The organism is Amycolatopsis sp. NPDC050768, from assembly GCF_040654155.1.
Lineage (GTDB): Bacteria > Actinomycetota > Actinomycetes > Mycobacteriales > Pseudonocardiaceae > Amycolatopsis.
Window position 1 is genome coordinate 1,028,406 of record NZ_JBFAHL010000001.1, and the last position, 18,714, is coordinate 1,047,119.

Below are 18,714 nucleotides of genomic sequence, written 5' to 3' on the forward strand. Positions count from 1 at the left end.
TGGTGTGACAGGGTGGCATGGGTTGGCGGGACGGCATCCGTTCCGCTGATCTTTCCGCGTCGCACTCCCTCTGCGAGTGGGACTGGCTGAACAGACAGAAGCTTCTGCGCCGCGTGAACCCGCCCAGGTTCAGCGCGTCCATCCACGAAGACGTGCTTCGCGCGCCGGTCGCGGAGCCCGAGGTGATGCGTGATCAGCTCTTCCACCTGCTGTTCGTCTCGTCGGAGCCGCACTGTGCTGTGCGAGTGATCCGGCCGACAGCTGCCCGGCCGGGGTTTTCGGACCGGCGTTTCGTTTGCTGCATTTCCGGAACCACAAGCCGGTTGTGTACGCGGAGAATCAATTCACGTCGCTGTACCTCGAGAGCCCAAACGAGCTCAGTGAGTACCGGCAAGTTCTCGACCGGGTCAAAGAATTCGCCCTCGACACCGACCGATCAAGGACGCTCCTTGCCACAGTGGCAAGTCACCACGAAGACATCAGCGGCCGGCGTCTCACCCCTGCCACCACCCGTGCACAACACTCACGACCGTGGCAGTGGCAGTCACTTCAGGACTAGTTCCACCACAGCCGCAACACCGATCACCACGATCACGGCCCTCAACACCGTCGGCGACAACTTGCGGCCGACCTTCGCCCCGATCTGCCCCCCGATCGTCGACCCGACGGCCAGCAGCCCGATCACCGGCCAGCTCACCGGGGCGACCACGGCGTAGATGAGGCCGGCGATGACGTTGACGACGGCCGCGAGGACGTTCTTGACCCCGTTGAGCCGTTGCAGGGGCTCCGACAGCAGCATCCCCATGACGGCCATCATCATCACGCCCTGCGCGGCGGTGAAATAGCCGCCGTAAATGCCGATGACGAACAGCAACCCGAGAAGCAGCGGCCCGGGTTTGTGCTCGGTGCCGTTGGCGTCACGACGCTTCTGCACCCACTTCGACACCCTCGGCTGCACGATCACCAGCACCACCGCCAGCCCCACGAGCACCGGCACGATCGTCTCGAAGGCGTCCTTGGGCAACGTCAGCAGCAGAATCGTCCCCCCGATCGCGCCGAAGAACGACGCCACCGAGAACCTCAGCACCTGCGGCCAGTACCCCTCCAGCTCGGCCCGGTAGCCGTACGCCCCACTGATCGTGCCGGGCGCGAGCCCCACGGCGTTGGACGTCGTCGCCGTGATCGGCGGGTACCCCAACGCCACGAGCACCGGAAACGTCACCAACGTCCCCGACCCGACCACCGCGTTGATCGTCCCCGCCCACACCCCGGCGACGAAGATGATCACCGCATGCCACCACGTCATAACGCACCCACCCCGGCACCCTAAGCACCCCCGCCCACCCCCGCGACGCGATGTGTCAGGAGCGACAGTGCCGGTTGGCCCCTAGTAGGTGACGCTCTGTCCCCTTTGTCTCGGTAACCTGGAGTAACCGGCCGCCTCCGGCCGGCTCATCCGAGGGGATGGCAGTGGGTATCTCTTGGCGGCTTGTCGCCTTGTGTGGGGTTGTGGTGGTTGTCGCCACGACCTCCGGCTGCTCGGGGCATGCACGGGCCGGCTCACCGGTTACCCCGGCTCCGTCACCCACCACCAAGCCTCTGCCCCACAGCGGCGCTCCGAAGGTCGAACACCCCCTGCCCGCATCGGTCCTGTCCGGCGACCCTTGCCAGGAGGCGTTGACCTCGGACCAACTGGAATTGATCCTCGGCACCACGCCCGCCGGCAACCGTGACGACTCGGCTCTGGGCCCAGCATGTGATTGGAGCGCCAACGCCCTGGCATCGGTGAGCTATGCGACCAAACAACAGCATGGGCTCAGCGCCGTCTACGCAGGCACAAAACCCCAGGCCAAAGTGTGGCGAGAACTCTTACCCATCCAAGGCCTGCCAGCAGTAGCCCACTCGACGTACAGCCTCGACACTCCGAACGACTTCTGCCAGGTGAGCGTCGGCATCAGCGACGAGCTGGAGTTCGACGCCTCGCTGGTGCTGAGCTCGTCCAGAGTCGCCAAAGCCGACCCCTGCGACCTGGCGGCCCGGGTGGCCGACATGGTCGTCACGAACCTCCGCCACAAGGCCGGCGTGTGATGGACAGCCTCCACCCGATCGGCGACAGCGCCCTAGCGCCTTTCGCCCGACTTCGGCAAAATGCCCACCCGAGGGTGATCAGTCCATTACCGTTGCCGCAGGGGACGGTCCGCCACCGGACTGAAGCGTCATGAGGGGGAATGCAGTGGCTCTACCTGCGCCGGAGTCGAACTGGCTCACTGGCATGAACTTCACCATCACCGGCGACCAACCCGCCGGCGGCGGTGCGTCCGGCGGAGCGGCCGCGCCCAGCCCCGGTGGCGGCAGCGGCTTCAGCCTGAGCCGTGACGAGGCGCAGAGCATGCTGACGGTCGCCAAACGCGTCCGCGACAACCTCCGGCACATGAACACCCAAGCCGAGGCACTGCGAAAGATCCGGCCTCCGACGGACGATCCGGGTAGCACCAGCTACAACACACTCCTCGTCGGCGATGGCCGCAGCGGGGGCGCGTTCGGTGAAGGCTCCGATCAGGTCGGTCGCGAGCTCAAGTACGCCGGGCAGTTGGTAAGCAAGCTCGAACTGGCACTGGGTATCACCGTCGCGGCAGACGAGAATGCTGGCGCCGACGTGAAGGCCGCGGCCGGCGGGGACCAAGACAAGGGGTTCGCGTGACAACCAAGCGACTGCTACTGCTTCTATCCGGCACCGCAGCCACCGTTGCTGTCGTCGCAGGATGCTCGAGTGGGAACGCCGCCGCCCCGACAAGCATCCCGGCCCCGTCACCATCTGCGGCCAGTTTGCCGCACGACGGCGCTCCGAAGGTGGAGCACCCGTTGCCGGCGTCGGTGCTCTCGGGTGACCCGTGCCAGGATGCGTTGACGTCGGACCAGCTCAAGCAAATCCTGGGCTCAGCGCCGCAGGGAAAGCGCGACGACAACGCCGCTCTCGGACGGGCGTGCAACTGGGACGCCGATGCCGGCGTCGGAGTCGGCTACGACACCCAGACGCATGAAGGTCTCAGCGGCGTGTACGCGAACACGAAACCGCAGGCCAGCGTATGGCACGAACTCAAGCCCATCCAAGGCTTCCCCGCAGCCGCGCATTCTTCGGAAAAGCAAGGCGCTGCGCAGGAGTTTTGCCAGGTGAGTGTCGGTATCCGAGATGACCTTTCCTTCGACGCCTCGCTTTACCTGAGTCAAGCAAACATCGGAGTCGCCGACCCCTGCGAACTCGCCGCGAGGGTGGCCGACATGGTCGTCACCAACCTGCGCCAGAAAGCTGGTGGCTGATGAGCTTCTTCAGCAAGATCGGTGACGCCGCGAAGTGGGCGGGCGACCGTGTCAACGACGCCGAGCAGTGGGTCGACGACGTCGGGCACGGGAACGTCGGCCAGCAGGCCGTGCCGGCACCCGAGTTGGTGCAAAAGGTGCTCAACAGCAAGGGCGCCGGCGGTTGGCACGAGGGGGCCGGGCAGGCCACGCAGCTCGCGGCGGATCACCACACCATCAGCGCCGACATCCAGAACCTCAGCACCGGCCTCGAGTCCGTCTGGACCGGCGGCGGGGCCGAGGCCGCGCAGCAGCGGATCAAGGTCTTCTCCGACACGACGGCCGCGGCGTCCCAGACATACACCACCAACGGGCAGAACCTCACCGGTCTCGCGCACGGGTTCGACGAGATGAAGCAGTCCCTGCAGCCGATGCCGGGAACGCCGCCGCACAAGGATTTCATCGATGTGGCGACGCCGTGGGACACGGACACCGAAGACAAGATCAACCAGTACAACCAGCTCGCCCAGCAGAACCTCGACCGGTACAACGGCTACGCCCAGCAGGCGCAGAACAGCGGTCAGGGCCTCAAGACCGACTACGGCAAGCTGAACGAGTTCGACGGCACCGTCACGATCACCCAGCCCGGCAAGGTCGTCCGCAAGAAGATCACTCACAACAGCAAGAACACGACCGGCGACGACAAGACCTCCACCTCACAGTCCGAGGTCGACACCCGGCACATCACGACGCCTCCGCCGACGACACCCCCGCCGACCACGCCGCCGCCCAATATTCCGCCGCCGACAGTGTTGCCGCCGCCGACAGGGCGGCCGGTGGTGCCGCCGGAGCAGTGGCCGCCGCGGGATGAGGAGCGGCCGGGGAGGCGGCCGGGTGACGATGACGACACGCACACGTCGAGTGATCTCGACGACCCGCGGGTCCCGCCGCCGGGGCAGAGGTTCCCGGTCGGCAGTGGGAATCCGTCGTGGTCGGCGACGGGTGGAGGGGACGGCTTCGGGCCTGGCGGCTTCGGCGTAGGTGCCGGTGCCGGTGCGGGCGGCGCAGGCGGGTCCGGGGCGTTCGGCGGACGCGGCGGGGCAGGGACCGGAACCGGGTCGCGGCTCGGTGGTGGTGCCGGGTCCGGTGTGCTCGGGGAAGAGCGCGGTGCATTGGCCGGCCGCGGCGCAGCAGCCGGTGCGGCCGGCGCCAAGGGCTCGCCCGGAATGGGCGGCATGGGCGCAGCCGGCAACAAGGGCAAGGGCGAGGAAGACGCCGAGCACCAACGCAAGTACGGCATCGACGACGACTCCGCCTTCTCGCTCCTCGACGACGAAGACGGCAGGCTCCTCGATCCCCACACCGGCCTTCCGCCGACGCCCCCGACCATCGGAGCCTGAGCAGACCGATGACGATCATCGACAGACCGGTGCGGTTGCCCCGGCCGGTGTTCCTGGTTGCCTGGACCGTCGCCGCGCTCGGTGAGCCGCCGATTGTCGTGGGGCCGGACCAGACGTACCGCACCGACGAAGCCGAGGCGACGCTGCGCCGACGTGCGCTGGATGCGTTGTACGACCGGGGGCTGGCCACATCGGCCGGTGAGCTCGCCCGGCCGTGGCGCGCGACGCTGGACGTCCTCGCCGACCCGGCGCGCGAGATGTACTCGTGGAGCAACTTCCGCGACGGCGCGGACGACGGCGCGATCCTCGTGGCCGAGTCGGGCCGTGACGCCGTCCGCCTGATCACCGACCACCGCGTGGTGCAGCTCGACCCGATCCCGGCGCGGGAGGTTGCGGAGCACCTGGTGGACGCGCTGCCCACGCGCCCGCCGGCGCGGCTGGCGCCGATGAGCGTGCCGAAGGCCCATTTCGAGGACGCGGGGCGCGACTACGAGTCCGACAATCCACTGACCGAGATGTCCCATGAAGCCGACGAGCTCCGCCGCCTCATGCGCGCCGGTCGCGATGCCGCGCACCAGCTGTACGTCGCGACGCGCGACGACGCGGGCCGGCGGACGCGCAGCACCCCGATGTCCGTCCTTGACCTCACCGACCGCGGCCGCGTGCTGACGTTCATCGGCAACACCCACGGCGAGGCGCGCATCAACGTCCACCCCGGACACCGTGCGCACCTGATCGAGGCGCTGCACCTGGCGTCGAACGCGCTCGGTTAACGCTCGGCGAGGCCTTCCGCGGTGGCTTTCAGCAGCCGCGTGAGGCGGGGCTCGAAGTCGAGCGCTGTGTGGGACCAGCGGGGTTCCTGGCGGTAGAGCTCGGCGAGGGTGGCCGTCGGGTGGGAGAGCTGCCAGAAGTACGACGTGGTGCCGAGCAGCGCGGCGATGACGTCGTGGACCTGTTGCGCGGTAAGGGTTCCGGCGTTGACGAGGGTGTCGACGATCACGTCGTACGCCTTGAAGGACCTCGTCTTGTACTGGCGCGCCCGCTCGACGGAGACGTCGCCTTCGAGGCTCAGCGACACGTGCGTGAGCAGGTCGCAGAAGAGCGGGAGCGTGACGATCGTCGTGCTCAGCGCCTCGGCGAGCTCGCCCGGAGGCAGGCCGCGGGCGCCGGCGAGGCGGGCGGTGAGGACGTCGCGCCATTCCTCCCAGCCGCGTTCGGCGAGCTCGAGGAACAGCTCCTCGCGGCTGGCGAAGTACCGCCGCACGGCCGACGCGTGCAGCCCCGCCGCCTCCGTGACGGCCGCGAGCGTCACGTGCCGCACCCCGCCCAGCTCGACGGCCAGCCCGCGGGCCGCGGCGAGGAGGTCCTCGGCGCGCTGCAGCTTGGCTTCCTCGGAACGCGCTCGGCGATGCACACCACACTTTAACGCAAGCCGGATGCGTTACCCCGTCTCGGGGTGCTACGGTCCTGGTAACGCAATCAACTTGCGTTAAATCGGACTTCGGAGGTTGTCGTGGTTTTCTTCGTGACCGGCGCTTCGCGCGGCCTGGGCCGCCAGATCGTGGAGCGCGCCTTGGCGGCCGGGCACCAGGTCGTGGCGACCGCCCGTGACCCGCGTTCGCTCGATGACCTGCGGGAACGCTTCGGGTCGCAGGTGCACGTCGAGGCGCTGGACGTCACCGATCCTGCCGCTGCGGAGGCCGCTGTCGCCGGTGGTGTTCGGGCGTTCGGGCGCCTCGACGTCGTCGTGAACAACGCCGGCCAGGGGGATCGAGCGGCCCTTGAGGACACGTCGCTGGACGTCTTCCGGCGCCAGGTGGAGACCAATTTCCTGGGCACGGTCTATGTCACGAAGGCCGCGGTTCCGGTTCTTCGCCGGCAGGGTGGCGGGCGGATCATCCAGATTTCCTCGGTGGGCGGCCGGATCGGGAGCCCGGGGATGACGGCGTATCAGTCAGCGAAGTGGGCTGTCGGCGGGTTCAGCGAGGCGCTTGCCGCGGAGGTCGTGCCGCTCGGGATCAAGGTCACCGTGCTCGAGCCGGGCGGCATGCGCACCGACTGGGCCGGCTCGTCGATGGCGACGCCGCCGATCAGCGCGCCCTACGAGCCGACGGTCGGCGCTTCCGCCCGCGCCATGGCGGGGTTCGAGAAGACCGCGACCAGCGACCCGGCTCTCGTCGCCGACCTGGTGCTTCGCGTTGCGGAGCTTCCGGACCCGCCGCTGCGACTGCTGGCCGGCAGCGACGCATACGAATACGGCCGCGAAGTCTGGCGCAACCGCTTGGCTGTGGACGAGAAATGGGCGGAACTGAGCCGTTCGACGGATCACCCGGACGCCGGTGAGAATTGGCATCAGCAACGGGGAAACAGTCTTCCGGCAGTCAGCAACTGAAAGCAGCCACCCAACTCCAACTGCACCCAGACCCGGATCTGACACCTCGATCCCCGCCCTCCACGCGGGATCGAGGTGTCAACACTCACCCCCGGAGCGCAATGATCCACGCAGCGGGTCGAGCCGCCCATTCACCGTGGTTCAAACACACAAAACTCATTCCCCTCCGGATCCGCCATCACCCACCAATCGATATCCGCACCCTTGTTCCTCACCAGCACCGCCCCCAACGAAACCAACTCCCCCACATCCCCGAACACGTCGAGGTGCATCCTGTTCTTCACCGTCTTCACCTCAGGCACCGGATTGACCCAGGTCAACGGCCCCACCCCGGCGGCGTCGACGATCGGCACCGGGTCGTCGGCTGAGCGGGTGTCGCCGCGCCGCACGTAGCCCAGCGCGACGCACCACCAGTCGGCCAGCTTCTGGTGGTCCTGGGCGTCGAGGGCCAAGTCCTTGAACTTCGCAGTCACGTCCTCAGAGTGGCACGCACCACCGACATTTTCCGCCGCCCGCCGCGGCCTGCCAGGATGGGCGGGTGGCCCACGAATCCGAACAGGTCTGGAGCGCCACCGTCGACCGCCTGCGCGCGATGATCGACAGTGGCGAGCTCCCGCCGGGCTCGAGGCTGCCCGCGGAACGCGCCCTGTGCGAGCAGCTCGGCATCAGCCGCGGATCGCTGCGGCAGGCGCTGCGGGTGCTGGACTCGATCGGCTACGTCCAGATCCGCGCGGGCTCCGGCACCTACGTCCGCGAGCAGACCGAAGCGCCGCTGAGTAGCTGGTTCTCCGAGCACGAGCAGCTGGTGGAGAAGCTGTTCGACCTGCGCGCGACGGTCGAGCCGACGCTGGCGGAGCGACTCGCCGGCAACCACTCGCCGCGGACGATCCAGAAGCTCGAGGACAACGTCGCCGAGATGGAAGCCGCGGCCGCCGAGGGCGACATGCTGCGCGTCATCGCGACGGACGCCGAGTTCCACCGCGTTATGGCGGGCAACGCCGGCAACGACGACGTCGCCGACCTCCTGCGTTCCGTCCTGGCCCTGGTGGGCGAGGAGCGCCGGGCGGCGCTGCGGTTACCGGGCCAGATCCGCAAGGCGGTGGATGAACACCGGGCGATCCTGTCGGCCTTGAAGGCCTCCGACGGACCTGCCGCGCGGGAGATCACGCTGAAGCATTTGTTGGATGCGAAGTCTTATGCCCACGATTACGCGGCGGGCAACGACTCTGCCGTGTAGCCGAGTCGGAGCCGGCTGAAGTACGTCGGGGAAATCCGAGCACGCTGTGCCTGAGCTGTTGCGTGAGCTTCCGCGTGCATCGCCCGGACCCGGCGCGTCGGCACTACTCCGCCGCGGCCTCGGACCTGCACGGGCGGCGCTCGGTGTCAACCGCGACCCCCGACTTGTCCACACCTCCCGCAGTCGATACCGCAGTTGTCCACAGATTCCCCGATGGCCGTTTTTCGGGGCCTGGCAACGGTAAACTGGGATGGGGACGCCCCCCTTGGGAGGGCGGGGGCTGTCTGGCGGGCGGGGGCTGTCTGGCGGGCGCGAAGGTGGGTGCTGGAAACAAAAATCGCGGTCGAACTTCGGTGGAAGCACTCCGCCATGACGTCCTCACGCCACAACCGTTCCCCGTCAACCACTTCGGTATACGGGCCGTAGTCGGTGTCAACGGTCGAGAACCCGCTGGCGCCCAGCTCGGCCAACAGGGCGCTCTTGCCCACCCCCGACCTGCCTGTGACGAGCACCCGCATTAGTGCGGTTCCAGGATCCGGTCCACAAACCTCCGCACATGGTCCTCCATGCGCGCCACGCGTTCGTCCAGGGTCAGGGTCTCCACGGGCTGCGGGACGGCCGGCTTGAGTTCGCCGCGGACGTACGCGCTGCAAGACAGGTTGGCGCAGACGTACGTGCCCAGGGTGTTGCCCTCGCGGCCGGACTTGCCGGCGCGGCGGCCGGAGAAGAGGGTGATGTCGGACGTGGCGTGGGTGGTGGAGCAGAAGGCGCACATGTTGCTGCGCAAGCGCGACGTCGCGGGGGGCGCGGCGCGCAGGGACAGCCCCACAACCCCGCCGTCTCGGGGCACCACGAGGTACGCGCGGCCGGGGGCCTTCGGGTCGCGCCAGCCGAGGAAGTCGCGCGTGGCCCAGGGGACGTCGGCGGGGAGGGTGACGGACTTGGCCTCGCCGCGGGAGCAGTTCACGAAGGAGGCGCGGATCGCGTCGGCGTCGAGGGGTTGCATGGGCAGCACGGTAGCGACGCGGCCGCGAGAGCTGCCACGCCTTTTCTCGCCGAGCCGGACGCGAGCGCCAGCCCGTACGATCGGCGGCGTGCGCAAGCGAACGGCGGGGCGGTTCCGGCTGGTCCTGCGCACCAGTCTGGGCTTCGCCGCGCTCGGCATCGGGTCGAGTGTCGCCGGGTCGGCCGTCGTCGCGTTGCTGCTGTTCCTGCAGGGGCTGCCCGGGGACGTCGGCGACCGCGGGTGGATCCTCGGCCTGACGGCGGGCGGGATCGTGGCCGCGAGCCTGCTCGTGGGCACGCTCTGGACCGCCTACCTGCAGCGACGCACCGTGGTGTGGTTCACGATCGGCCGCCCGCCGACCGAGGACGAGGCCAAGCGCGCCCTGCGGCTGCCCGTGGACATGGCCGTGGTCAGCGGCACGCTGTGGCTCATCGGCACGATCGCGCTCGGCACGCTGGCCGGCGTGCTCGGCTCGTTCGACGACGCGTCCGGCATGGCGCTGACGATCGGCCTCGGCGGGCTGACCACCGTCGGCCTGATGTACCTCGCCGCGGAGTGGGTGGCGCGGCCGGTGATGACGATCGCGCTCGACGTGACGCCGCCCCACGGCTCACTGCCGGTCACCGTGCTGACCAGGCTGATCGTCACGTGGGCGCTGGCCAGCGGCGTGCCGCTCGTCGGCGTGCTGCTGGTCGCGACGCCGCCCGACGTCAGCCGCGCCAACCCGACGGCGAGCCTGATCACGCTGTCCGTGATCGGCCTCACCACGGGCGCCATCGGCACGGCGCTGCTCGCCCGCGCCGTCGCCGCGCCGCTGCACCGCCTGCGCGTGGCGCTGGACCGGATCGCGCGCGGGACCACGGACGTGTCGGTGGACGTCGACGACTCCAGCGAGATCGGCATGCTCCAGACCTCCGTGAACGAGCTCGCCGCCGGCTTGCGCGAGCAGGAGCGGATGCGGGACCTGTTCGGCCGGCACGTCGGCACGGACGTCGCGCGGCACGCCCTGGAATACGGCGCCTCGCTGTCCGGCGACGTGCGCGAGGTGACGGCGCTGTTCGTGGACGTCGTCGACTCCACCGCGCTCGCGTCGCGCACGCCGCCGGAGGAGCTCGTGGCCAAGCTGAACCGCTTCTTCGCCAGCGTGGTCTCGGCCGTCGACGCGCGCGGCGGCCTGGTCAACAAGTTCCAGGGCGACGCGGCCCTGTGCATCTTCGGCGCGCCCACGCGCTTGTCCGACGCCCCGACCATGGCGCTGGCCGCCGCTCGCGCGATCCGCGACGCCGTGGTGGCGGACGGCGAACTCGACCTGGGCATCGGCGTCGCGTGCGGGCAGGTGTTCGCGGGCCAGCTGGGCACGTCGAGCCGGCTGGAGTACACCGTGATCGGCGACGCCGTGAACGAAGCCGCGCGGCTCACCGAGCACGCGAAGTCCGTGCCGTCACGCATCCTGGCCAGCGAAGGCGCCGTGAAAGCCGCGCTCGGCGGCGAGCGCGAGTTCTGGCAGCCGCACGGCCCGCTCCTGCTGCGCGGCCGTCAGCAAGCGACTGAGGCGTGGACGAACTAGGGCCTGGACGATCTAGCCCAGCTCAGGCCAGGTCAGCAACGTCGAACCCCAGGTCAGCCCGGCCCCGAACGCGGTCAGCAGCACCCGGTGGCCGGGCACCAACGTCCCGTCCTCCACGGCGTCCGCCAAAGCGAGCGGGATCGAGGCGGCGCTGGTGTTGCCGACGCGGTCGATGTTGGCCACCACAGCGTCCGCAGGCAGCCCGAGTTGTTTCGCCGTCGCCTGGAGGATGCGGATGTTCGCCTGGTGGCCCACGAACCGGTCGACGTCGCCGACCATCCAGCCGGCCTGCTCCAGCACGGCGCGCGACGATTCGGCCATGCGCGCACACGCGTGGCGGAACACCGCCGTGCCCTGCATGACGAGGTGATGGTCGCGCGGGTCCTCGGAGAAGCGGTGCTTCGAGCCGCCCGCCTCGACCCACAGCAGGTCAGCCAGCTCGCCCTCACTGTGGAGGTCGAACGGGCCGATCGCGCCCGGCTCGTTCGAGTCGCCGGCGCGCAGGACGACCGCGCCCGCGCCGTCGCCGAAGATGGGCACGGTGGTGCGGTCCGTCGGGTCGACCAGCGAGGTGAAGACGTCGGCGCCGATCACCAGCACGCGCTTGGCGATGCCGCCGGCGATGAAGCCCTGCGCGGTGGCCAGGGCGTAGACGAAGCCGCTGCACACGGCGTTCACGTCGAACGCGGCGGCTGTGCCGAGCCCGAGCCGCGCGGCCACCTGGGGCGCGCTGGCGGGGCAGAGCTGGTCGGCGGTGGAGGTGGCGAGCACCACGGCGTCGACGGAGCTGTCGCCGAGCGCTTCGCGGCCCGCGGCGACGGCGAGATCCACTGTGGACTCGCCGGGCGCGGCCATGCGGCGCTCGCGGATGCCGGTGCGCGTGCGGATCCACTCGTCGGAGGTGTCGAGGGTCTGCGCGATCTCGTCGTTGGTCACGACCCGTTCGGGCAGCGCGCGGCCGAGAGCGGTCACGACAGCGGTACGACCAGGTGGGAACCCGACAGGACTCACAGTTACTACCTCCCCGGCCGGTGGACGGCGGTTCCACCGGCTCGCTCCACTTCTATGGGCTACCCCTGGGTAGACCGGTCAGTTGTGGTGCACGTCACTAATCCTCCTCTTTCACGTTCGCTCGATAGGAGGTATTGGGCGAACCCGTTCTTGATCAGTGGGTGAGCCTCGGTAAAGACGAAGCGTCGAGTCGGTGCACCCGGTTAGCCTGAAGCGTGCTCACTCCCGACCTCGACCGGCTGGACCTCGCCATCCTCGCCTGCCTGCAGGCCGACTCGCGCACAATCGCCGAGGTCATCGGCGCGAAGGTGGGCCTCTCGGCCGCCGCCGTGCAGCGCCGCATCAAGCGCCTGCGCGAGACGGGCGTGATCGAGAAGGAGGTCGCCGTGCTGTCCCCCGGCGCCCTCGGGCTGTCGATGACGTTCGTCGTCATGGTGGAGATGGAGCGGGAGAATCTGGCCGTGCTGGACGCGTTCCGCCGGCAGGTGCTGGGCGACGACTGCGTGCAGCAGTGTTACTACGTCACGGGCACGGCGGATTTCGTGTTGATCGTGACCTGCCCCGACATGGCGGGGTTCGAGACATTCACGCGGCGGATGTTCTTCGACAACCCCAACGTCCGGCACTTCACCACGAGCGTGGCCATGGACCGGGTGAAGGTCGGGCTCACGCTTCCACTGGACTGAACCCCACGGAAAGCCCCGGAAAAGCCACGGTCTACATCGGACCGTGACACTTCCGTGACCCTGCACGAAAGTCCCCCACCCCCTGCCCTCCCGGGTGACGGATGGTCAGCGGTCGAACGCAAGGGGTATGTGGTCCGTGTTACGCCATTGAGGACGGATGCAGCCGATCGCGTGAATGGCGGGAAACCGGCGTCACGAGAGCCGAAGCTGATCATCTCCTTGCCGACCAGTTCGCAGGGCGCGAACCACCGGAGGAAACCCCAGGAGCAGCCGTGCACACCGACGCCGTACACCAGACCCAGTTCGTGTTGCTGAACGAGAGCACCACGCCGGTGCTGTCCCGCTTGTCCTATCACTGTGCGGAGCCGTTCGCGGTCACCGTGGCGTTCCGGACCGAGCGCGGCCGGTGGATCGAGTGGACGTTCGCACGTGACCTGCTCGTGACCGGGCTCGAGGAGCCGTCCGGGCTGGGCGACGTGCGCATCCGCCCCGACCTGTCCCAGGATCCGGCGATGCTCACACTGGAGATCGAGTCACCCGACGGGTACGCGTCGTTCGAGCTGGAGCGCGAGGACGTCGAGACGTTCCTGGAGTCCTCCTACGAACTGGTTCCGCTCGGCACCGAGAGCGAAAACTTCGACATCGACGGGCTGATCGAGGAGATCAGCAACGTCTGACCCCTGAGACTGCCGATCCCGCGGCGGACTGTGCCGATCGTTACCAGTCCGACCACAGTCACGGCCGAATGGCTTCGTAGCAACGGTTACGTGCCGGGTGGGGTTCGGCCTACTTTTGGCCGGACTAGTAACAGGAGAAGGGCGGCTCGAGTGCTCTGGAGGCACTCGATCCGCCCTTCTCCTGTTCGCGGGGGAAATCAGCCGCGCACGAGCGTCGTGCCGGTTGCCGACAGGGCGCTGACGATCGGGTAGAAGTACGTGTTCACGGTGTCACCGCCGGAAAGCAGGCCCTGCGCCTGGTTGCCGGAGATGAACGAGCCGCCCGAGTCACCGTGGTCGGAGCGGGCGTTGGTGAGCACCATGCCGCTGACTGTGCCCTCGGGGTAGCGCACGGTCTGGTTCTTGGCGCGGATCGTGCCGCAGGTCCAGCCCGTGGTGGAGCCCGACTTGCAGACGGACGCGCCCACGGCCGCAGCCGTCGAGCCCGTCACGCGGGTGCCGTTGTTGATCTGGCCGACCGGGGTCCAGTTGCTGTTGACCCGTGCGTACGCGTAGTCGCTGCCCGGGAAACGGTAGGTTGAGAACGAGCCCATGGACACCCGGTTGTAGCCGGTCAGCGGGCCCGCACCGGTGAGCGCGGCGCAGTGGCCGGCCGTGAGGAAGCCGCCGTTCACGGAGAAGCCGACGGAGCAGCGCGACGAACCGCCGATGTAGTACGCGTCACCGCCGAGCACGTTGTAGTGCAGCTGCGGCTTGGCGGCGGTCTCCGTGACCTCCAGCGCGGAAGTGTCCACACCGGACTGGCGGGCGAACTTCTCCGCCGCCGCCCGCTGTCCCTTGAGGACGGTGATCGTCACTCGGTTCGACGCCGGGTCCACGCCCCACGCCGTGACCGACTGCGGCGCGGTCTTCTCACCCGCGTTGAGCTTGGCCACGCTGGAGTCGAGCTGACGCTCGCTGAAGCGCACGACCTGCGCCTCCGCGCCCGCCGCGCGCACCTTCTCCACGAGCGAAGCGTCGGTCACGCCGACGCGCGCCTTGCCCGTGGCCGCGTCGTAGCTCGCGCCGCCGAAGCTGTCGCCGAGCGCGGTTTCCAGCGCCTGGCCCACCTTCGTTGCGGAGTCCTCGGCGGCGAGCCGGGCGATGGCCTGGTCGTGGGTGAGACCGAGGTCGCGCTGCATCGCCGGCACCATGTCGGGGTTCAACAAGGTGGCACCCGCGACCGGGCTCGTGACCGCGGCCATCGTGCCCGCCGTCGCGGCGGCGACGGCGGCGATACCGAGGAATCTGATGATCTTCATGCTTCCTCCCTCGTGATTACGCGCGGCACCGGTGCGGCCACGCGGCGCATCCCTTCCCCCGGGATGAGAGCGTGCAGCGTGGTCCAGTCCACTGCAATAAGGGCTCGGCGCGGATAGGTATACGCAATCCCCTTGGCGGAACGTCCTGCTCCAGACGCCGTATCGGCACCATTTTCTCTCGCGGCACCGTCCATAAGTAGGGATTCCGGCAACTACTTTGCGTAGCTCTTTCAGCGGCCGGAACGTGTTATGCGCCCCTGGAACGAGGGGATGCCCGAAGTTTCGTACGCATGGTGATCCTGCGCCGAAGATCCGTCTGCCAACCGGTGACGCTGTGTACGCAGACGTGTGAGCCGGGTGCCGAGACGCAGGTCGTCGGCTGGTTTACGGGTGGCTGAACGCTGCTTAGGCTCCCGACGAAACGGACAAGCGTGCAGGGAGGTCGACATGTCGCAGGCCGTCCCCCGTCCGACGTCGGTCACCGTGCGCACCGGGCCGACGGCTTTCGCGGGCCGGGACCAGGAGCTCACCGCGATGGCCGAGGTACTCACCCACCGACCGGCCGCCGTGCTCGTGGAGGGTGAACCGGGGATGGGCCGCTCGCGCCTGCTGGCCGAGCTGGCGCGACGGCCCGAGTTCTCCGATGGCCGCGTGCTGCGTGGGATTTGCCAGCCGTTGCGCGAGCCGTTCCCGTATGGGCCGGTGCTGGAGGCGTTGCACGCGGTGGGCGAGCGTCCGCTGGGACCGCTGAGCCCCGTGGCCGGCGTGCTGCGGCCGCTGCTGCCGGAGCTGGCCGACCGGCTGCCGCCGACGCCCGAGCCGTTGGACGACCCGAGCGCGCAGCGGCACCGCGTGTTCCGCGCCGTGCGGGAGCTGTTTGTCGCTTGTGGACCGACGATCCTGCTGGTCGACGACCTGCAGTGGGCCGACGAGGGCACGTGCGACCTGATGCGGTTCCTCGCCGTCGACCTGCCGCCCGAGCTGGCCGTGGTGGCCGCTTATCGCACGAGCGCGCAGCCGTGGCCGGGGCCGTTGGGCGCGCCGGTGCGGGCGGCGCCGAGTGTCCACACGGCACGCGTCGCGCTCGGGCCGCTCGACGTCGCGGCGGTGCGGGCGATGGCTGTGCACGTGCTTGAGCTGCCGCGCGTGACTGACGAGTTCGCGGCGAAGCTGCACGAGTGCACGGGTGGGATCCCGTTCGTGGTCGAGGAAACGTTGCGGGCCTTACGGAACGTGCCGTTGCCGGCCGGCGAGGGACTGTCGGACCGGCTGCTGGAGAACCTGGAGGTGCCGGCGCCGTTGCGGGAGTCCGTGACGGAGCGGCTGGCCGCGTTGCCCGCGGAGGCGGCGCAGCTGACGCGGGCCGCGGCGGTGCTGGCGGTGCCCGCGGAGCCGGCGACTCTGGCCGAGGTGGCGGGGCTCGGTGAGGAGTCGCTGCGGGCGGCGCTGCTGGCCGCGTTGGCCGGGGGTTTGGTGGCTGAGCTGGGTGAGAACCGGTACGGCTTCCGTCATCCACTGGTGCGCAAGGCCGTGTACGACACGGTGAGCGGCCCGGAGCGCACCTTGCTGCACACGGAATCGATGCGGGTGCTGGGTTCGTTGCCGTCGCCGCCCTCGTTGTTGCTGGCTCAGCACGCTTATGCGGCCGGGCGCACGGAGAAATGGCTTCGTTACGCGGAGGCGGCGGCCGACGAGGCCATCGTCCACGGCGAGACCTCGCGCGCGATCGACCTGTTGCAGGCCGTGCTGCCGGCCTCTGACGACGCCGGACGGCTCGCCACGAAGCTGAGCCAGGTGGCGCTGCGCGGCTTTCGCCCGGACGTGATCGAGACGTTGGAACGCGTGCTGGAGGACCGGCCGCTGCCGCCGACCGTGCGCGGGACGATCCGGCTGTCGCTCGGCATGCTGCTGGTGCGCACGATCGGACGGCTGGAACGCGGGCGCGAGGAGGTGGAGCGTGCCGTCGCCGAGCTCGTGGACCGGCCGGAGCTGGCCGCGCGCGGCATCAACCTGCTGGCGCAACCCATCGACGGGCTCACTCCCCTTTCGTGGCACGAAGGCTGGATGCGGCGGGCGCGGGAAGTCCATTCCGGACTGACGGACCCGGAGCTGCGGCTGGCGCTGACCGTCGACCGGATCACCAACGCTTCGCACATCGGCGACGGTTCGGCGTGGGCGGAGTTCGAGGCGCTGCCGGACGTCGGCGACAGCGTGGCCGAGCGCGTGCAGCTCGCGCGGCTGTGGTGCAACCTGGCCGACGCGCAGTCGTGGGCCGGGCGCCTCGACCGGGCCACCCGGCTCGTCGAGGAGGGCGCGCGGCGCGCTTCGGACGCGGGGGCGCTGTACGCGATCGGCCTGATCCAGGGCACACACGCGCGGCTGGCGTGGTTCCGCGGCGAGTGGGACGGGCTCGCGGAGACGGCGGAGGACGTACGCTCGCGGTACCCGGAGCTGGGGCCGATCGTGATGGAGACTTCGCTGGTGCTCGGCGGTTTGGCGGCGGTTCGGGGCGAATTCGCTGTGGCTGCTGAACATTTGGCGCGCGCGTCGGTTCCCGCTGACGGACCGATCCCCGTGGTGCTTTCGGCCGCTTCGGTGCAGATCGGGATCCTGTTGGCGGGCGAGGACGTGGCGGGTGCCGTCGCCGTCGCCGACGTCGCCGTCGATGCGGCGCGACGCAAGGGCGTCTGGGTGTGGGCGGCGTCCCTGGTGCCCGCGGCGGCCGAGGCATTCGCGCGCGCGGGCCGCTGGTCGGACGCCGACGCGTTCGTCGAGGAGTTCGCGCGCGGCATCACCGGCCGCGACGCACCCCTGGCCGTGGCCGCGTTGTCCGCGGGCCGCGCGGTGTTGACGGGCGCCCGCGGCAAACACCTGGCCGCGGCCGCGGGCTTCGACGCGGCGGCCGCCGCATACGCACGCCTGCCGATGCCGTACCTGGCGACGTCAATGGTCGAGCGCGCCGCCTGCCTGCGCCTGCTGGCGGGCCAACGCCCGGCCGTCGACGCGCTGTCCGCCGCGGCCCGCGCGTACGAACGCCTCGGCGCCACGCGCGACGCCGGCCGCTGCCACCACCTGCTCCGCGAGCACGGCGCGTGGGCCCCTTCGCAACGCGGCCGCCGCGGCTACGGCCGCGAGCTGTCCCCGCGCGAACGCGAGGTCGCCCGCATGCTCGCCGAAGGCCGGACGAACCGCGAGATCGCCGACGGGCTGTTTTTGTCGCCGCGCACGGTGGAACAACACGTGGCGAAGGTGCTGCGCAAGCTGGGGGCACGGGGGCGGGCGGACGTCGGCCGCCACCTCCCGTCGGGAGACGCGGCGGTTTCGTGACAGGGTGCTTGGATGGCACCCATCGAACTGGCCCTCGGCGACCTCACCGAACAACACGTCGACGCCATCGTCAACGCCGCCAACTCCTCGCTCCTCGGCGGCGGCGGAGTCGACGGCGCCATCCACCGCAAGGGCGGCCCCGAGATTCTGGCCGAGTGCCGTGCGTTGCGCGCCGGCCACTACGGGAAGGGGCTCCGTACGGGTCGGGCCGTGGCCACTACCGCGGGCCGGCTGCCTGCCCGTTGGGTTATCCACACGGTGGGGCCGGTGTGGTCTTCTTCGGAAGACCGGTCCTCCTTGCTGGTGGACTGCCACCGCAACTCGCTCGCGGTGGCCGCTTCCCTCGGCGCTCGGACGGTCGCGTTTCCGGCGATCTCGACGGGCGTGTATCGGTGGCCGCTCGAGGATGCGGCGCGGATCGCGGTGTCGACGGTTCGGGATGCGGATACGTCGGCGTTCGATTTTGTGCGGTTTGTGTTGTTTGATCAGCGGGCGTATGACGCGTTCGCGGCGGTGCTGTAGTCCGTATCCGGCGCGCCGCGGTGTGGTGGTCGCCGGTCGGCGCCGGCCCTCCCCAGTCCTTGCCGACACAGCGCAGGGCTCCCAAGGCGCCCGGTTCGACCCGCGGACGTATGACGCGTTTGCGGCGGTGCCGTAGGTCGTACCCGGCGCGCCGGTACATGTGCGCTGCCGCCGGTCAGGTGCCGGCGCTTTTGCCCGCCTCCGGCCGCCCGACACACAGCCCCCGCCCTCCCTTGGGGGGCGTCCCCAAGCCAAGTCTATCGGCGGGGTACGACAAAAAACCCAAGTCCG

The 18,714-nt window shown here is 69.6% G+C and carries 18 protein-coding genes and 1 pseudogene; 13 read left to right on the top strand and 6 right to left on the bottom strand.

The features are described from left to right. Positions 1-17: 17 nt before the first annotated feature. A pseudogene (locus tag AB0H62_RS05275) lies at positions 18-559 on the top strand (DUF5753 domain-containing protein). Here AB0H62_RS05275 and AB0H62_RS05280 read toward each other — a convergent pair. Continuing rightward, positions 545-1,306: a sulfite exporter TauE/SafE family protein gene (locus AB0H62_RS05280; protein WP_220245679.1), complete on the bottom strand. Its 762-nt coding sequence runs from the start codon at positions 1,304-1,306 to the stop codon at positions 545-547. The pseudogene AB0H62_RS05275 and the gene AB0H62_RS05280 overlap by 15 nt on opposite strands. A gap of 158 nt (positions 1,307-1,464) precedes the next feature. Here AB0H62_RS05280 and AB0H62_RS05285 point away from each other — a divergent pair, with 158 nt between their 5' ends. From AB0H62_RS05285 to AB0H62_RS05305, 5 genes are all read left to right on the top strand, one after another. Next, positions 1,465-2,088: a DUF3558 domain-containing protein gene (locus AB0H62_RS05285; protein WP_360584243.1), complete on the top strand. Its 624-nt coding sequence runs from the start codon at positions 1,465-1,467 to the stop codon at positions 2,086-2,088. Between the two features lie 184 nt (positions 2,089-2,272). Further along, the gene (locus tag AB0H62_RS05290) at positions 2,273-2,701 is read left to right on the top strand and encodes a hypothetical protein (RefSeq protein ID WP_360584245.1); all 429 of its coding nucleotides are present in this window, start codon (positions 2,273-2,275) and stop codon (positions 2,699-2,701) included. After that, the gene (locus tag AB0H62_RS05295) at positions 2,698-3,318 is read left to right on the top strand and encodes a DUF3558 domain-containing protein (RefSeq protein ID WP_360584247.1); all 621 of its coding nucleotides are present in this window, start codon (positions 2,698-2,700) and stop codon (positions 3,316-3,318) included. Before AB0H62_RS05290 ends, AB0H62_RS05295 begins: the two co-directional genes overlap by 4 nt. Then, positions 3,318-4,697, top strand: coding sequence for a hypothetical protein (locus tag AB0H62_RS05300; RefSeq protein WP_360584249.1), 1,380 nt, complete (start codon positions 3,318-3,320; stop codon positions 4,695-4,697). The genes AB0H62_RS05295 and AB0H62_RS05300 overlap by 1 nt, the downstream gene beginning before the upstream one ends. 8 nt (positions 4,698-4,705) lie before the next feature. Then, positions 4,706-5,470, top strand: a complete 765-nt coding sequence (locus tag AB0H62_RS05305; protein ID WP_220245676.1) for an ESX secretion-associated protein EspG — start codon at positions 4,706-4,708, stop codon at positions 5,468-5,470. On the opposite strand, the gene AB0H62_RS05310 is transcribed toward AB0H62_RS05305, so the two are convergent. Then, a complete protein-coding gene (locus tag AB0H62_RS05310; protein WP_220245675.1) occupies positions 5,467-6,111 on the bottom strand; it encodes a TetR family transcriptional regulator in 645 nt (214 codons plus the stop codon). The genes AB0H62_RS05305 and AB0H62_RS05310 overlap by 4 nt on opposite strands. Positions 6,112-6,210: 99 nt before the next feature. Here AB0H62_RS05310 and AB0H62_RS05315 point away from each other — a divergent pair, with 99 nt between their 5' ends. Further along, entirely contained in the window at positions 6,211-7,089 is an 879-nt protein-coding gene (locus AB0H62_RS05315) for an SDR family NAD(P)-dependent oxidoreductase (protein ID WP_360584251.1), read from the top strand. A 131-nt stretch (positions 7,090-7,220) separates the two neighbouring features. Here AB0H62_RS05315 and AB0H62_RS05320 read toward each other — a convergent pair whose 3' ends face one another. Beyond that, positions 7,221-7,562 (bottom strand): VOC family protein, encoded by a 342-nt coding sequence (locus tag AB0H62_RS05320; RefSeq protein ID WP_360584253.1) that lies wholly within the window; start codon positions 7,560-7,562, stop codon positions 7,221-7,223. Positions 7,563-7,627: 65 nt separating this feature from the next. Here AB0H62_RS05320 and AB0H62_RS05325 point away from each other — a divergent pair, with 65 nt between their 5' ends. Next, complete coding sequence (locus AB0H62_RS05325) at positions 7,628-8,326, top strand: FCD domain-containing protein (protein WP_220245672.1); 699 nt, start codon at positions 7,628-7,630, stop codon at positions 8,324-8,326. A 517-nt stretch (positions 8,327-8,843) separates the two neighbouring features. On the opposite strand, the gene AB0H62_RS05330 is transcribed toward AB0H62_RS05325, so the two are convergent. Beyond that, positions 8,844-9,332 (bottom strand): FBP domain-containing protein, encoded by a 489-nt coding sequence (locus tag AB0H62_RS05330; RefSeq protein ID WP_220245671.1) that lies wholly within the window; start codon positions 9,330-9,332, stop codon positions 8,844-8,846. Positions 9,333-9,420: 88 nt separating this feature from the next. Between AB0H62_RS05330 and AB0H62_RS05335 the strand changes: the two genes are divergently transcribed. Then, the gene (locus AB0H62_RS05335; protein WP_255638588.1) at positions 9,421-10,899 is read left to right on the top strand and encodes an adenylate/guanylate cyclase domain-containing protein; all 1,479 of its coding nucleotides are present in this window, start codon (positions 9,421-9,423) and stop codon (positions 10,897-10,899) included. A 12-nt stretch (positions 10,900-10,911) separates the two neighbouring features. Here the strand turns inward: AB0H62_RS05335 and AB0H62_RS05340 are convergent, their stop codons facing one another. Next, positions 10,912-11,871: a beta-ketoacyl-ACP synthase III gene (locus AB0H62_RS05340; protein ID WP_255638587.1), complete on the bottom strand. Its 960-nt coding sequence runs from the start codon at positions 11,869-11,871 to the stop codon at positions 10,912-10,914. A gap of 254 nt (positions 11,872-12,125) precedes the next feature. Between AB0H62_RS05340 and AB0H62_RS05345 the strand changes: the two genes are divergently transcribed. Together AB0H62_RS05345 and AB0H62_RS05350 are read left to right on the top strand one after the other, a co-directional pair. Beyond that, complete coding sequence (locus AB0H62_RS05345; protein ID WP_360584256.1) at positions 12,126-12,596, top strand: Lrp/AsnC family transcriptional regulator; 471 nt, start codon at positions 12,126-12,128, stop codon at positions 12,594-12,596. A 272-nt stretch (positions 12,597-12,868) separates the two neighbouring features. Then, positions 12,869-13,273, top strand: coding sequence for an SsgA family sporulation/cell division regulator (locus AB0H62_RS05350; RefSeq protein WP_220245667.1), 405 nt, complete (start codon positions 12,869-12,871; stop codon positions 13,271-13,273). A 197-nt stretch (positions 13,274-13,470) separates the two neighbouring features. Here AB0H62_RS05350 and AB0H62_RS05355 read toward each other — a convergent pair whose 3' ends face one another. Further along, the gene (locus tag AB0H62_RS05355; protein ID WP_220245666.1) at positions 13,471-14,574 is read right to left on the bottom strand and encodes a S1 family peptidase; all 1,104 of its coding nucleotides are present in this window, start codon (positions 14,572-14,574) and stop codon (positions 13,471-13,473) included. Between the two features lie 447 nt (positions 14,575-15,021). Between AB0H62_RS05355 and AB0H62_RS05360 the strand changes: the two genes are divergently transcribed. Next, positions 15,022-17,901, top strand: a complete 2,880-nt coding sequence (locus AB0H62_RS05360; RefSeq protein WP_360584259.1) for an AAA family ATPase — start codon at positions 15,022-15,024, stop codon at positions 17,899-17,901. Positions 17,902-17,913: 12 nt separating this feature from the next. Further along, positions 17,914-18,423: an O-acetyl-ADP-ribose deacetylase gene (locus AB0H62_RS05365; protein ID WP_220245664.1), complete on the top strand. Its 510-nt coding sequence runs from the start codon at positions 17,914-17,916 to the stop codon at positions 18,421-18,423. Positions 18,424-18,714 lie beyond the last annotated feature (291 nt).

What these genes read in the sequence shown, in the direction of transcription:
- AB0H62_RS05365 (WP_220245664.1), top strand. Translation starts at nt 17,914, where the DNA reads ATGGCACCCATCGAACTGGCCCTCGGCGACCTCACCGAACAACACGTC.
- AB0H62_RS05290 (WP_360584245.1), top strand. Translation starts at nt 2,273, where the DNA reads ATGAACTTCACCATCACCGGCGACCAACCCGCCGGCGGCGGTGCGTCC.
- AB0H62_RS05280 (WP_220245679.1), bottom strand. Translation starts at nt 1,306, where the DNA reads ATGACGTGGTGGCATGCGGTGATCATCTTCGTCGCCGGGGTGTGGGCG.
- AB0H62_RS05300 (WP_360584249.1), top strand. Translation starts at nt 3,318, where the DNA reads ATGAGCTTCTTCAGCAAGATCGGTGACGCCGCGAAGTGGGCGGGCGAC.
- AB0H62_RS05305 (WP_220245676.1), top strand. Translation starts at nt 4,706, where the DNA reads ATGACGATCATCGACAGACCGGTGCGGTTGCCCCGGCCGGTGTTCCTG.
- AB0H62_RS05285 (WP_360584243.1), top strand. Translation starts at nt 1,465, where the DNA reads ATGGCAGTGGGTATCTCTTGGCGGCTTGTCGCCTTGTGTGGGGTTGTG.
- AB0H62_RS05360 (WP_360584259.1), top strand. Translation starts at nt 15,022, where the DNA reads ATGTCGCAGGCCGTCCCCCGTCCGACGTCGGTCACCGTGCGCACCGGG.
- AB0H62_RS05355 (WP_220245666.1), bottom strand. Translation starts at nt 14,574, where the DNA reads ATGAAGATCATCAGATTCCTCGGTATCGCCGCCGTCGCCGCCGCGACG.
- AB0H62_RS05330 (WP_220245671.1), bottom strand. Translation starts at nt 9,332, where the DNA reads ATGCAACCCCTCGACGCCGACGCGATCCGCGCCTCCTTCGTGAACTGC.